A 15,210-nucleotide genomic window follows, 5' to 3' on the forward strand; every position below is an offset into this window, starting at 1 on the left:
CAATAATTTTGACCTTGTTAAAATTATCTGATGGGGATGAAACGAAGCTAAATAGTAGAAAAATAGATGTGGGAACGGTAAATGCTCGTAGAGGATATTTAGTGATTAAACGTTGCATAGATTTTATAGGATCGTTATGTGGATTGTTGTTGTTATCTCCTCTTTTCTTAATTATAGGCTTAATTATTAAATATGAGGATCCGAAAGGACCAGTATTTTTTAAACAAGTTCGTATCGGGAAAGATGGAAAAGAGTTTTATATATATAAGTTCCGCTCAATGGTTACAGATGCTGAGGATAAATTGAAAGATTTATTGGAACATAATGAAGTTTCAGGTGCTATGTTTAAAATGAAAAAGGATCCTAGGGTAACAAATTTTGGTCACTTTATTCGTAAAACTAGTATTGATGAACTTCCTCAGTTAATTAATGTGCTAAAAGGTGAAATGAGCCTCGTTGGACCGAGGCCACCATTGCCACGTGAAGTAAAACAATATACAGATTATGATAAGCAAAGACTGCTTGTAATACCTGGATGCACTGGATTGTGGCAAGTAAGTGGGAGAAATGATATAGGTTTTGAAGAAATGGTTGAATTGGATTTAGAGTATATAAATAAAAGAAGTATTGGGACAGACATTCATATTATACTAAAAACAGTAACTATTCTTTTCACATCAAAAGGGGCTTATTAATATTAAAAAAATCAGTTCAAAGATAAGTATGTTTTGAATGTTATTTAAGAGGTCTAATTATGAAGTTAAATAGTATGGCAGTAAAAAACATTGCTCAAATGGGCATAATTCAATTGGTTAATTATCTATTTCCGTTAATAACAGTTCCTTATTTACTAAGGACAATTGGAATATCAAATTACGGTATACTTTCTGTTGAAATAGCAGTGGCACAAATATTATTGATTATTTCTGACTATGGATTTGCATTTACAGCAACACAAAAAATAGCGATAAAAGAAAAAGTGGATAATGATTTAGCAAGCGCAATCTATATTGTTAAATGCTTGATGGGGATAATTGTTTTTATAGCAGTTAGTATAATTATATATGTATTTTCAGCGGATACTAAGACAATCATACTTCACTTTGGATTCTTCGGCTTTTTCTTTTTCCAGTCATTAATACCCAACTGGTTATTTAGGGGTTTAAATAAACTCATGTATATATCGGTATTAACTGTGATTTCAAAACTCTTTACGTTAGTATTAATGCTGTTATTAATTAAAGGTGAGAGTGATTATTACTTACTAGGGATTGTATATGCTGTGCCAACCATTATTATATGCGTAATTGCTCAAATAGTGGTAATTAAATTAGGGATTAAAATTCAGAGAGTTAGTATTAGGAGAATACTTTCAGAAATAGAAGAAGGTAAAGATATATTTCTTTCTAATATCATTGGGGTATTATATACGACTATGAATACGATAGTGGTGGCATTCTTCGGTGGTAGTTACGCTGCGGGAATATATGCAACCTGTGAGAAAATAATAGGTTTAGTTAACAGTGTTACAAACGCAATTTCACAAGCGGTGTATCCAATTGTATGCAAAGAGATAACTAAGAAGAAAAATAAGATGGAGCAATTTAAAGTATCTTTAAAATACTTTGGATGGTGGCCAGTTTGTACTTTAATTGGTGGAATAGTATTAATTGTATTAGCTCCAATGATTCTGACTTTAATTACCGGAGAAAAGGTGACCGATAATCAAATCTTAACACTTCGAATTATGAGCTTTATTCCATTTTTAATTAGCATGGGTCATTTGTTAGGGATACAAACTTTAATCCCATTAAATGATAAAGTATCTGTTAGAGTTGCTGTAACTTATGGGGCGATAGTAAATTTATCACTGGGAATTATATTGTCTTGGTTATATAAAGCACCAGGAACAGCAATAGCAATACTTTTATGTGAACTAGTGGTTGTAATAAAAGAGTTTCAATCTATAAAGTCACATTTATACTCGGGTAAAGGAGAAAGATAATTTGAGTGAATTTAACTTATTTGCAATTATTGTTATTTACAATAGAAAAATTACAGATGCACCAACATATAATGAGATAAAAAAAATAGCAGCTATGCGTAAAGATTTATTTGAAAAGGTATTTATCTTTGATAATTCAATAGATGAAGAAGTAAGAGAGTGGAATAAAGAACTAGTGAATAGTCAAAATGATAAAACGATGCAATACATTACAGAAAATAAAAATATTGGGTTAGCTGAGGCCTATAATTCTATCTTGACAAGAATAAATAAGGAATCTCCAAAAGAGAATAATTGGTTTTTGGTGACTGATCAGGATACAGATATTACATTGGAATTTTTAGATGCTTTTTCAGAAAATATCCATGATAATCCTTCAATTGGAGCTTATGTACCAAGAATATTTGGTAAATCACATATGATTTCACCTTTAAAAGTAAATAGAACATTCTGGGGGGACAGTTTTGATTTACCAGAAGTAGAACCCAATGGACTTTTGAACGATCGGTACACTGCTATTAACAGTTGCTCAATTTTTAATGTAAATGCTTTAAATAAAATAGGTGGGTTTAGTGAGAAATTTCCTATAGATTATTTAGACCATTATACTTATCATCAATTATGGAAAAATCAATATTCTTGCTATTGTTTGGATGTAGAGATTAAGCATGATCTATCATTCGAGTCTTTTAGAGAAGTTAAATACGATCGATATAAGAACTTTTTAATTAGTCAAAGTAATTATATTACAGAGGTTGAACAAGATAATAAAATTAATCTTGTTAAAGCAAGTATACACTCTGGTCGAAGGCATACAGTTAGGACTTTAAGAAATGGGAGATTAATTTACTTTTCTAAAGGCTGGTATTTAAAGCTGAAGATGTTAGTACAAGCATTGACAAAATAAAGGAGATAGTAAGAAATGAAGTTAATCTCAAAGTCATCTGTGGATGTTGTGATAGTAACCTATGGTGAAAGATGGGGATTTTTAAAACCAATTTTAGCCAAGTTAGAAAGATTTGATGAAATTAATAGTATCATTTTAGTTGATAATGGGGTTCCTTATGATTTGAACGTTAAATTAAAGGAATTTAATAAAATTAAAACAATTCACTTTCAAAATAATGAAGGGTCTGCAACAGGATTTAATGCCGGAATTAAAAAGGCACTTCAAGAAGAAGGTAATTTTATATGGCTTTTAGATGATGATAATCTGCCAAATGATGATGCATTAGAAAAACTAAAGAAAATGCAAGTAGAGTTAGATGATGAAAAGATTATATTAAGCTCTTTTCGTAATGATAGATTAGAATTATTAAATTCAGGAGGACAAAGTTTTACACGCAACTCTTTTTTTGAATTTAATATATTAAAAAAGATGTTTAAAAAATCAAAAAAATACAGCAAAAAGGATACAGGATATCCCAATTTACTAGCGTGTGAAGCAGTTCCTTATGGTGGTTTATTTTTGAATAAAACTATTATGGAGCAAGTAGACTTACCTACGAAAGAATACTACTTATATTGTGACGATATTGATTTTACTTATAGAATGACTAATCAGGGTTATGCAATATATTGTGTTACCGATAGTGTAATTGTTGATTTAGAAAGCTCATGGTATAGAAAAGAGAAGGTACCAATGTTTCAAGGGATCTTTAGAACAAATGAATTAACTAGAGGATTATATTCAATTCGTAATAGAGTATACTTTGAAAAAAATTATATAGCAGATTCAATAGTAGCTTATTATGTAAATATATTTATATATATGTTTTTTGTGTTTATTAAATATATGCCTAAAAATGTTAATGGTCTAAAAAGATATATAATATTATTGAAAGCTATTAATAAAGGTAGAAAAGGAGTATTGGGGAAAGAGAAGAGTTGGTAATACTTTGTTTCCCAAAAAAGTATGAAAAAACTTGAAAAAAATTTCACATATTTATATGTTACTTTACTTTTAATTATTGCAGGAAATACAACTATTACACAATTGTTTTTACTTTCTGGCGAAAAGAAATTTGGAATTTTATCAAAAGAGCGCATAGTAATATTATTATATGTAATTACAATCACGGTGGGGGTATTAGTTTCTAAGAAGAGCTTACAAATTACTATCTCAAAAGTAAAAGCTTTTTATATTCTATTTGTATTTTTAATATCCATTTTTATATTATCTTTTGTAAATTTATCGGAAGGTTTTGAGAAGATGTTAGAAGTTTTCTTCTCATATTATTGGATTACTTTATTTGTAATTATATTGGGTATAAATATTAATTTTATGGAAGAGAAAAATATAAAAAAAGTTTTTTCTATATTTTTATTTGCCCAATGTTTACTAGGTATTATCCAATATATTTTTAATAAGCCTTTTGTGATAACTACCTTTAAGGGCGAACCAGTATTAAATACAATTTATTACTTAAATGGTATAAGTTCAGCGAGTGATATTTTATATTCAATGGGAGCACAAGTAAGGGCATTTGGCCTGACCGATAGTGGATTAACTTTAGGGCTACTTGCTTTAGCTTTATTTAGTAGTTATTTCTATAATTTATTTTCTTCGACTGGAAGAGAAAAAATAAAAGCTATCGGAGTAATATTAGTTACATTAGTTTGCGCATACATGACAATTACAAGAAATATTTATGTAACAGGGCTCTTCCTTTTAATTTTATTAATATCCTTATATAGAATTTCATTTACAAAGATTTTCCTAATGAAAATTTTATATGTGATTTTGCTTATAAGTAACTTTTTATATGTAATATTGGCAAAAGATTTGATGGGACTTGTTCCGGAAAGTTTTTTAAATATTAATATAGAAACTTTAATTAGTAGGTTAATTGGTTATCAAGAGGTATTTGAAAGAATTACTTTTAGTATTTCGCATATCCTGTTTGGATCAGGAGTAGTACCTTCACGTCAATTATATATAGATAACGATTTTTTATATACTTATGCCAATATCGGGATGGTGAATTATGTATTAATGCAGTTAATTTATATGTACATATTATTTAAAGGACTAAATGGGATTGGGACACAGAGATATAGCTCGAAATTTTTAAAAGGGTTAGTAGTGTTTTTAATTACATACCCATTTGCAAGTTGGATTAGTACTGTTATATATGTTTACTTCGTTATAGCGATACTGGTATATGTCATTATGAAAAATGAAGATAAGAATACTATTAAAGAGGAAAAAAAATGAAAGAGAATATTTTGAATGGTAAATATAAGAAGTTTAAGTATATTCCACTTATAATTATTGCCCTCTTAATAAATAAATTTTTTAAAAAGAAAAAAAAGATTATTTTAGTTGGTGGACACTGTGGAGAGAAATATAGTGATAATTCGGCAGTAATTCATAAATATCTATTAGAAAAATATCCGGGAGTTAGTGTTTACTGGGTAGCTAGCAATACATTTAAATCTAATCTTTCAATTATAGGGGGCGAGGTAGTCCAATTAGGGAGCTTAAAAAATTATCTCTTATATTTAAATTGTGATGTTTGTTACTTTAGTCATTCTTTAAGTACAGATATTGCTCCAGTTATTGATAGATTTTTATTTCAAAAGAGTAAGCCTATTAGAGTGCATCTTAGTCATGGGATAGAAGGGTTAAAAAAAAATATTTACTTTGATGGAATTGAAGACGTAGATTTTTATGTGTGTAGCTCTAACAATGAAAAGAGAATTAAGCATAAAGAGTGGGGCTTAGACCCCGATAAATTAATTATTACTGGAGTACCCAGGTATGATAGGTTGTTCCATGAAAAAAATACTATTCCTCAAAAAACCATTTTATATTTACCAACCTGGCGCGAATGGTTATATGAAATGGAAGAAGAAGAGTTTATGAAATCAGATTTTGTTAGTAATCTTCAGGAAGTAATTACTAACAATCATTTGAATAAAGTCTTAGAGCAAACTGGTTTTAAATTAGAAATTTTGCTTCATCCTTTTATGCAGAAAAAAATCCCATTTCTTCAAGAGTTTAAATGTAGTTCAAATGTAACAATTTTGAAGGAGGATGAAGATATTGCGAATAAAATTATTACATCTTCATTATTAATTACTGATTATTCAAGTGTAAGTTGGGATTTCTTTTATATGAGAAAAAATATTATTTTTTATCAATTTGATCAAGAAAAATATCTAACTGAGCGAGGAGCATACATTGATTTTAAAAAAGAGCTATTTGGTGAGGTAGTATTTTCAATTAATGAGTTAGTTTCTTGCATAGATAAACAGCTAGTAAACTATGGATTAGGTCACAAAAAAGATATTTATTCATATCAAAGAAAAAAGTATTTTGCATTTTTTGATGATAAGAATTGTGAACGTATAATTCAGCATACTTTAAAGGGTGATTAAAGAAGTTATACAAATAACTGTAAGGTTATTTTAGCAGTATTAAATAACAGGATTGAATCTAATGAAACATATGGAGGCATAAAAATGAAGGGTATTATTTTAGCAGGTGGAAGTGGAACAAGATTATATCCATTAACAATGGTTACAAGTAAACAACTATTACCGATATATGATAAACCAATGATTTATTATCCATTATCTACATTGATGTTAGCGGGAATTCGTGAAATTTTAATTATCTCCACACCTGAGGATACACCACGTTTTGAAGCTTTATTAGGAGATGGATCTCAATTTGGTATTTCTCTTCAATATAAAGTACAACCAAGTCCAGATGGACTAGCACAAGCATTTATTATTGGTGAAGAATTTATTGGTGATGATTCTGTAGCAATGGTGCTAGGGGACAACATTTATTATGGTAGCGGAATGAGAAAAATGTTACAGCGAGCCGCTCAGAAAGAAAGTGGAGCGACCGTATTTGGCTATCATGTACATGATCCAGAACGTTTTGGTGTGGTTGAATTTGATGAGAATGGAAAAGTATTGAGCGTAGAAGAAAAACCAGAAGAGCCAAAATCAAATTATGCAATTACTGGTTTATATTTCTATGATAATCGTGTAGTTGAAATTGCGAAAAATGTTAAACCATCGGCACGAGGTGAATTAGAAATTACATCTATAAATGAAGCGTATTTAGAGAACGGCGAATTAGAGGTTGAATTATTAGGTCGTGGCTATACATGGTTAGATACAGGTACACATCAAAGTCTAGTGGATGCAACAAACTTTGTGAAAACAGTTGAAGATCATCAAGGAATTAAAATCGCAGCACTTGAAGAAATTGGTTTTATTAATGGCTGGATTAATAAAGAAACTTTAATTGAATCGGGTGATCAATGCTCTAAAAATGGCTATGGTCAATATTTATTAAAAGTAGCAAACGGTGGTATTAAATACTAATTTGGAGTGAACATAATGAAAATTGTAGATACAAATTTGTTAGGTGTAAAGGTAATTGAACCAAAAGTATTTGGGGATCACCGTGGTTGGTTCATGGAAACTTTTAGTGATCAGGCAATGAGAGAAGCAGGTATTGATTTACAATTTGTACAAGATAATCAATCATTTTCTGCAACCAAAGGAACGCTTCGTGGTTTACACTATCAATTAAATCCTAAAGCACAAACTAAGCTTGTACGTTGTACACGTGGTTCAATATTTGATGTTGCAGTAGATATTCGTGAGGGAAGCCCTACATACGGTCAATGGTTCGGTATTGAGTTAAGTGCTGAGAATAAAAAACAGTTATTAATTCCAAAAGGATTTGCACATGGATTTATGACATTAACGGATGATGTTGAGGTGCAGTATAAAGTTGATGAATTGTATGCACCTGAATGTGATCGAGGAATCATTTGGAACGATGCTGAGGTTGGTATAGAATGGCCAATGGAAATTCAACCGGTGCTATCTGAAAAAGACGAAAAAGCACCTTCATTAAAAGAAGCAGAAAAAAACTTTGTATACGGGGAGTAAAAAAATGAAAATTTTAGTAACCGGTTATAATGGTCAGCTTGGATATGACGTAGTAAAACGTGGAGAAAAGCAAGGGCTAGAAATGCAAGGTATTGGAATAGAAGATTTAGATATTACAAACGAAGCTGCGGTTTATGAATTTGTAGATAAAGTAAAACCAGATGCAATTATTCATTGTGCAGCATATACGGCTGTTGATAAATCTGAAGATGATAAAGAACTTTGTTGGAATGTAAATGTAGAAGGTACAAAATATCTTGCTACAGCAGCAAAAAAGTTAAATGCTAAATTTGTTTATATTAGTACAGATTATGTATTTGATGGAGAAGGAACTCATGCATTTGTAGAAACTGATGCCCCTAATCCGGTTGGGTACTATGGTTTAACAAAGCATGAGGGTGAAAAAGTAGTTAGAAGTTTAATAGATAACAACTTTATTGTGCGTATTTCGTGGGTATTCGGTATTAATGGAAATAACTTTATTAAGACAATGCTTCGTTTAGGTGAAACACGTAATGAACTGAACGTTGTGGGAGATCAAATAGGATCACCAACTTATACGTATGATTTAGCTCGTTTGTTAGTTGATATGGTTGTAACAGAGAAATATGGTACATATCATGCTACAAATGAAGGTTTCTGTAGTTGGGCTGAATTTGCACAAGAAATTTTTGAGATTGCAGGACAAGATGTAAAAGTAAATAGTATTACAACGGAAGAATATCCTACTCGTGCAGTACGTCCTAAAAATTCACGTATGTCTAAGCAGAAATTAATTGATAATGGATTTGAGCCATTACAAGATTGGAAGAAAGCGACAAAACATTATATTACACAATTACAGCAAGAGGTGAAATAAGATGGAAAAAAAGAAAGTATTAGTAACAGGTGGCGCAGGTTTTATTGGAGGAAACTTTGTACAGTATATGGTAAATAAATATCCAGATTATCATATTGTAAATTTAGATGTATTGACATATGCGGGAGATTTAACAAAGCATAAAGATATTGAGAACAAAGATAACCATTCATTCGCTAAGGTTGATATCGTAGACCGTCAAGCGGTAAACCAACTATTTGAACAAGAAAAATTCGATTATGTTGTGCATTTTGCTGCAGAGAGTCATGTGGATCGTTCTATTACTGAACCTGAAGTATTTATTAGTACCAATGTATTAGGGACACAAGTATTATTAGATGCAGCAAAAGCGTTTGGTATTACTAAATTTGTTCATGTATCGACAGATGAAGTATACGGTGAATTAGATTTTGATCCAACTACATTCTTTACAGAAGATACACCTTTACAACCAAATAGCCCATATAGTGCAAGTAAAGCTTCTTCTGACCTATTAGTTCGAGCATATCATGAAACATTTGGATTACCAATTAACATTACACGTTGCTCAAACAACTATGGACCGTTCCATTTCCCAGAAAAATTAATTCCATTAACAATTTCACGTGTACTAAATGATGAGAAGGTTCCTGTATATGGAGACGGTAAAAACATTCGTGACTGGTTACATGTTATTGATCATTGTGCCGCAATTGATTTAGTTATGCATGAAGGTGTAAATGGTGAAGTATATAATGTTGGGGGACATAATGAGCGTACAAATTTAGAAGTAGTTCAAACGATTATTAGTACGCTTGGTAAATCAGAAGTCTTAATTGAGTTCGTTCAAGATCGCTTAGGTCATGATAAGCGTTACGCAATTGATCCAACAAAGCTAGAAAAGTTAGGTTGGAAACCAACTTATACATTTGAAACAGGAATTGCTCAAACAATCCAGTGGTATTTAGATAATGAGGAATGGTGGAAAGCAATTGTATCAGGTGAATATCAGGGGTATTTTGCTAAGCAATATTCATCATTGTAAAAATTTGAATTAAACCTTTATTAAATAAAAGAGATAAGTTTTTGAATAACTTATCTCTTTTATTTTTTTATTGTGTCAAAATTTATGTTAGTTTCTATTTTGGGATATTGATATTAAAAAATTAGAAATAAGAGGATTATAATTACGTATGATTTCACTTTTGAATTTTCTCATAAGTAAGTTAAAGAAAACAGAATATAAGTTGGATAGTAGTATAACAACTACTAATATACTAAGTATTGTTTCTTCTAGAACAATAAGCTTATGGCGCGGTTTTTTTAAACGTATTGGCTTAAAGAAGTGTGGAAAGGTGTTATTTATAGGAAGAAGGGTAATTTTAAAAAATAAAAATGCAATTGAGTTAGGGAATGGAGTAACCTTAGATAATTATGTATCTTTAGATGGTTTATCTAAAGAAGGACTTAAGGTTGGCAATAATGTGAAGGTTGGTTCTTATACCATTATTGCATGCTCAGGGAGCCTGAAACATCTTGGAAAAGGTATGACTATTGGAGATAATAGTGGTATTGGCGATTTTAGCTTTTTTGGAGCAGCCGGTGGAATTAGAATCGGAAAGAATGTTATTATGGGACAAAATGTGAGATTTCATTCGGAAAATCATAATTTTGACAGATTAGATATTCCTATTAAAGAACAGGGCGTTACCAATAAGGGTATAATCGTTGGAGATGATTGCTGGATAGGATCCGGAGCGGTTTTCTTAGATGGAGTTAAAGTCGGAAAGGGCTCTGTGATAGGTGCTAATACTTTAGTAAATAAAGATATTCCACCTTTTAGTATCGCTGTGGGAAATCCTGTAAAAATTGTAAAAAAACGAATGGGAAATGAGGAGAAAACAAATTGAAAATATTGCATATTTCACTGGGATTACCACCTTATCGCACAGGTGGGCTGACAAAATACTCAGTAGATCTAATGCATTCACAAGGACAAGAGCATCAAGTGTTTCTTTTGTATCCAGGGAAATTTACACTCTCGAAAAGGACAGCTGTTAAGAAAAACAAACCACATGGAAGTATATTGGTATATGAATTAATTAATCCTTTACCAATTCCTTTATTAAATGGAATTAATCAACCTGAACATTTTATGGAGGAAGTAGATCATAAGGTATATGAGGAATTTTTAATAGAATTAAAACCAGAAGTAATTCATGTGCATACCTTAATGGGGATACACAAAGAATTTTTTGAAACAGCAAAGAGATTGAACATAAAAATTGTATTTACTACACATGATTACTTTGGTCTTTGTCCAAAAGTAAATTTGATGGACTCAAAAGGTAACATTTGTAATAATTTTAATGATGGGAAAAGCTGTATAGAATGTAATGTGAATGCATTAAGTCTTCCGATGGTTCATGTGATGCAATCGTATCCATATCGTTATTTAAAAGATAGTAGTATAGTGAAATCGCTAAGGAAAATTAAAAAAAATCAAACTAAAAATAATAATGCAGCTCCTAGTGTGAAACAAGGGGTTGAAGAAATAGATGTGGATTTAGCGAAGCAGTATATAGAATTAAGAAATTATTATTTAAAAATGTTTAAGTTAGTAGATTACTTCCATTTCAATAGTTCTATAGCAAAAGAGCAGTTTGAAAAATATTTTGATGTAAGTGGAAAGGTAGTTTCTATTAGCCATCAAGATATTTTTGATTATCGTCAAGAGCGCAGTATTACAAAAAGAGAGAACTCGGTAGTTAAATTAGGATATTTAGGGCCTATAGATACCTATAAAGGGTTTTACTCTTTGAAAGATACATTGGAATCTTTAAAAGAAAAGGGATATACTAATTGGCACTTAGGAGTATATGGTGATTTTTTAAATGATCCAGACATATATAATCCAGAATATTATACATTTTATGGTCGATATAATTATAGCCAGTTAAAAGATATTTTTAATGAAGTTGATCTGTTAATTATCCCTAGCATTTGGAAGGAAACTTTTGGGTTTATTGGTTTAGAGGCACAATCGTATGGTGTTCCAATTATGGTCTCTGAATACGTTGGTTTTAAGGACTTGATACAAGATGGAGAAACTGGCTTTATTTATAAAGTAAATAAACATGATTTTATTGATAAACTATCAATGATTCTTGATGATATTTCATTATTAGAACGAGTAAGTGAAAATCTAATGGAATTAGATTTCCCTCATTTAATGAAACAACATACTAAAGAAATAATAAGCCTATATCAAGAGGTAAGAGCGGGAGTAGAAAATTAGATGAAACACGTATTTATTATTGGATCGAAAGGAATCCCAGCGAAGTATGGGGGATTTGAAACGTTTGTAGAGTATTTAACGGAACGAAAGCAAAGTGAAGATATTCAGTATCATGTATCTTGCTTAGCGGATAACAATGAAGAGTTTCAGCATAATAAAGCGAGATGCTTCAACGTGAAGACACCTGAAATTGGGAGTGCGAAAGCTGTTGCGTATGATATATTAAGTTTAAGAGAGTGTATTAGTTATATTAAAAAAAATAATCTTAAAAACTGTATTGTATATATACTCGCATGTCGTATTGGCCCATTTTTCTCTTTTTATAAAAAGAAGTTAGAAAAAATGGGTGTTCAAGTCTTTGTAAATCCAGATGGTCATGAATGGAAAAGAAGTAAATGGAGTCCAGCTATTAGAGCTTATTGGAAAATCTCTGAAAATCTAATGGTCAAGCATGCTGATTTACTGGTATGTGATTCTAAAGGTATTGAGTCATATATTCAAAAGGATTACAAAAAGCATGAACCAAAGACAACTTTTATTGCCTACGGTGCGGATGTTACAACCTCTCTTTTAAAAGAGGACGACAGAAAGTTAATTGAATGGTATAAGCAGTATGATGTGGCTGGGAATGAATATTATTTAGTAGTTGGTCGTTTCGTTCCAGAGAATAACTATGAATTAATGGTCCGTGAGTTTATGAAATCAAATTCTAAAAAAGATTTTGTTATCATTTCGAATGTTGAAGAAAATCAATTTTATCAAGAATTATTAACAAAAACGAATTTTAATAAAGATCCACGTATTAAATTTGTTGGCACTGTTTATGACCAAGACTTATTAAGAAAAATTCGTGAAGATGCATTTGCCTATTTCCATGGTCATGAAGTGGGTGGAACGAATCCATCATTATTAGAGGCGTTAGCATCGACGAAATTGAATATGCTTTTGGATGTAGTATTCAATAAAGAAGTCGGTGAAGAAGGTGCGGTTTATTTTTCTAAAGAAGAAGGCGATTTAGCTAATTTAATTCAAGAAGTAGAGGCTTATTCTGAAGATGAAATTGATAAGTTAAGTAACAAAGCTAAAGATCGAATTATTCATGAGTATTCTTGGGAGAAAATAGTGAATGATTATGAGAAGTTATTTTTAAATTCTTGATATATATATTTATGCTTTTTATTAATGGGATATTAGAGTAGCATTTAGTTTACAAGTCATTTACAATTTATATGTATATCCGTATAGTATTATATGAAATGAAATTTATAATGTTGAAATTGTTAACCGAAAGAAGGAAAAACGATGAAGAAAAAGATTCTATTTTGGATTCTAGGTATCATTGGTGTTCTTGTTATTGCTGGTGGAGTATATGCGTATACTGTTTACTCTAATGTATCTAATACATTAAATACAGTGCATAAGCCTTTGGATCGTGATAAGTCTGATAAACGAGATAAGAAAGTAGAAATTGCGGATAATAAACCTATCTCTATTTTACTGATGGGCGTAGATCAAGAAGGTAATGGAACAGGTAGATCCGATTCACTTATGTTATTTACCTTAAACCAAAAAACAAAATCTATGAAAATTACAAGTATCCCACGAGACTCTTATACGGAGATTGTAGGGAAAGGGAAAAAAGATAAAATCAACCATGCCTATGCTTTTGGCGGAATTGATATGGCTGTAAAAACAGTAGAGAATTTTCTTAATGTACCAGTCGATCATTACATTGAGGTAAACATGGCTGGATTCAAAGATATTGTAGACGCTGTTGGTGGTGTTGATGTAAATAATGATTTGGAGTTTACATCAAGGGAGCAACATTTTGCTAAAGGTAACATCCATTTAAATGGTGAAACAGCATTAAAGTATACTCGTATGCGTTATGAAGATCCACGTGGTGACTTCGGTCGTCAAATGCGCCAACGTCAAGTTATTCAAGCTGTAATTAAGAAGGGTGCAAGTGTATCTTCTCTAGCAAGCTACGGTGATGTATTAAAAGCAATTGAGAAAAACGTAAAAACAAGTTTAACGCAAGATCAAATGTTTGATATTCAAAAGAATTATAAAGACTGTATGGAGAACAGTGAAGAAATTCAAATTCCAGGTGACGGACACAAAGCCGCTGATGGTATTTGGTACTACTATGTTCCAGAGGCAGCAAAACAAGATATAACGAATAAGTTAAGAGCACATCTTGAATTAACTAAGTAATATGTAATAACCCAGCTCCTTTGGAAGGAGTTGGGTTTATTTTTGCATGGATTTATATTAGTATTATATATTGTGAGATTAATAGATGAGGTGAATCGATGAATAAGAAAGCGGTACTTGTCCTTGTTATTTTTGTATTGTTTGTTGCTTCGATTGTGAGCGGTAAATTGTACTGGAATAAGAAGATTGCGAATGCAACAGGACAAACGAGTGAAGTAACGAAAACAAAGACTGAAGTAAAAGATAGCGGAGCAAAGAAAGAAGAGAAAAAACAAGATGCGAAGTCATCTTTTAATGAAGCATACGCGAAGAATTTGCCAGATGCAGTGAAAGAGAAGTTAAAGAAAGCTGCTGAGGATAAAAAGGCAGTAAACCTTATTATTGTTGGTGATGAAGCTTCTTCATCTGAAAAAGGTGCTTGGGCAGCTAAGTTAACGTCTAATTTAGAAACTGCTTACGGTAAAGGTTTATGGAATGTGACTGTAAAGGAATATAAGGGTGAAAGCACAGAAGAGTTAATTGCGAATAAGCGTGATAAAGAGATTGCGAAAGAGAATCCAGATGTGATTTTATTTGAGCCACCATTTATTACTGATAACGGTAAAACTGGTAATGGGAACTCTGTTGCGAGTACACAGAAGTTCGTTCAAGCACTTTCTACTAGTGCAAAGGGCGCTACGATTATGATTCAACCATCAAATCCAGTGTATGGTGCGAAAAATTATCCGAAAGCGATTGAAGCATTAAAACAATTTGCGACGCAAAATAATTATACATATATTGATCATTGGGGAGCATGGCCGGATGCATCGACAAAGGCTATCCTACCATACTTAAAAGAAGAGTTTGGTTTCCCAACTGCTAAAGGTCATGAAGTTTGGGCACAATATGTAACGGATTATTTTGTAGCTAAATAATAAAAGGGGAGAG

At 31.3% G+C, this 15,210-nt stretch carries 15 protein-coding genes; all 15 read left to right on the plus strand.

Annotated features, from left to right (window positions below):
- The first annotated feature begins 8 nt into the window (after positions 1-8).
- The 15 genes from HMAS_RS21750 to HMAS_RS21820 all read left to right on the plus strand — a co-directional run bounded on the left by HMAS_RS21750 (position 9) and on the right by HMAS_RS21820 (position 15,197).
- Positions 9-695 carry a sugar transferase gene (locus tag HMAS_RS21750; RefSeq protein ID WP_048568646.1) on the plus strand — a complete coding sequence of 229 codons (687 nt, stop codon included), beginning with the start codon at positions 9-11 and terminating at the stop codon, positions 693-695.
- A 59-nt stretch (positions 696-754) separates the two neighbouring features.
- Complete coding sequence (locus HMAS_RS21755; RefSeq protein ID WP_048568645.1) at positions 755-2,005, plus strand: oligosaccharide flippase family protein; 1,251 nt, start codon at positions 755-757, stop codon at positions 2,003-2,005.
- Between the two features lies 1 nt (position 2,006).
- A complete protein-coding gene (locus tag HMAS_RS21760; RefSeq protein WP_048568644.1) occupies positions 2,007-2,912 on the plus strand; it encodes a glycosyltransferase in 906 nt (301 codons plus the stop codon).
- A 15-nt stretch (positions 2,913-2,927) separates the two neighbouring features.
- A complete protein-coding gene (locus tag HMAS_RS21765; RefSeq protein WP_048568643.1) occupies positions 2,928-3,899 on the plus strand; it encodes a glycosyltransferase in 972 nt (323 codons plus the stop codon).
- 21 nt (positions 3,900-3,920) lie between these two features.
- Positions 3,921-5,222 (plus strand): hypothetical protein, encoded by a 1,302-nt coding sequence (locus HMAS_RS21770; protein WP_048568642.1) that lies wholly within the window; start codon positions 3,921-3,923, stop codon positions 5,220-5,222.
- Positions 5,219-6,388: a CDP-glycerol glycerophosphotransferase family protein gene (locus HMAS_RS21775; RefSeq protein WP_048568641.1), complete on the plus strand. Its 1,170-nt coding sequence runs from the start codon at positions 5,219-5,221 to the stop codon at positions 6,386-6,388. The genes HMAS_RS21770 and HMAS_RS21775 overlap by 4 nt, the downstream gene beginning before the upstream one ends.
- An 84-nt stretch (positions 6,389-6,472) precedes the next feature.
- Positions 6,473-7,351, plus strand: a complete 879-nt coding sequence (gene rfbA, locus HMAS_RS21780) for a glucose-1-phosphate thymidylyltransferase RfbA (protein WP_048568640.1) — start codon at positions 6,473-6,475, stop codon at positions 7,349-7,351.
- Positions 7,352-7,366: 15 nt separating this feature from the next.
- Positions 7,367-7,927: a dTDP-4-dehydrorhamnose 3,5-epimerase gene (rfbC, locus tag HMAS_RS21785; protein WP_048568639.1), complete on the plus strand. Its 561-nt coding sequence runs from the start codon at positions 7,367-7,369 to the stop codon at positions 7,925-7,927.
- A 4-nt stretch (positions 7,928-7,931) separates the two neighbouring features.
- Positions 7,932-8,786 (plus strand): dTDP-4-dehydrorhamnose reductase, encoded by an 855-nt coding sequence (gene rfbD, locus HMAS_RS21790; protein WP_048568638.1) that lies wholly within the window; start codon positions 7,932-7,934, stop codon positions 8,784-8,786.
- 1 nt (position 8,787) lies between these two features.
- Positions 8,788-9,810 carry a dTDP-glucose 4,6-dehydratase gene (gene rfbB / locus HMAS_RS21795; RefSeq protein ID WP_048568637.1) on the plus strand — a complete coding sequence of 341 codons (1,023 nt, stop codon included), beginning with the start codon at positions 8,788-8,790 and terminating at the stop codon, positions 9,808-9,810.
- A gap of 148 nt (positions 9,811-9,958) precedes the next feature.
- The gene (locus HMAS_RS21800) at positions 9,959-10,675 is read left to right on the plus strand and encodes an acyltransferase (RefSeq protein WP_048568636.1); all 717 of its coding nucleotides are present in this window, start codon (positions 9,959-9,961) and stop codon (positions 10,673-10,675) included.
- On the plus strand, positions 10,672-12,063 hold the full coding sequence (locus tag HMAS_RS21805) for a glycosyltransferase (protein WP_048568635.1): 1,392 nt from the start codon (positions 10,672-10,674) through the stop codon (positions 12,061-12,063). The genes HMAS_RS21800 and HMAS_RS21805 overlap by 4 nt, the downstream gene beginning before the upstream one ends.
- A complete protein-coding gene (cps2T, locus tag HMAS_RS21810; RefSeq protein WP_116345021.1) occupies positions 12,064-13,221 on the plus strand; it encodes a beta 1-4 rhamnosyltransferase Cps2T in 1,158 nt (385 codons plus the stop codon). It begins immediately after the preceding gene.
- A gap of 144 nt (positions 13,222-13,365) precedes the next feature.
- Positions 13,366-14,280: a LytR family transcriptional regulator gene (locus HMAS_RS21815; RefSeq protein ID WP_000727065.1), complete on the plus strand. Its 915-nt coding sequence runs from the start codon at positions 13,366-13,368 to the stop codon at positions 14,278-14,280.
- 98 nt (positions 14,281-14,378) lie between these two features.
- Positions 14,379-15,197: an SGNH/GDSL hydrolase family protein gene (locus tag HMAS_RS21820; RefSeq protein WP_116345022.1), complete on the plus strand. Its 819-nt coding sequence runs from the start codon at positions 14,379-14,381 to the stop codon at positions 15,195-15,197.
- Positions 15,198-15,210: the final 13 nt, after the last annotated feature.

The organism is Bacillus sp. HMA207 (assembly GCF_003402455.1).
GTDB lineage: Bacteria > Bacillota > Bacilli > Bacillales > Bacillaceae_G > Bacillus_A > Bacillus_A cereus.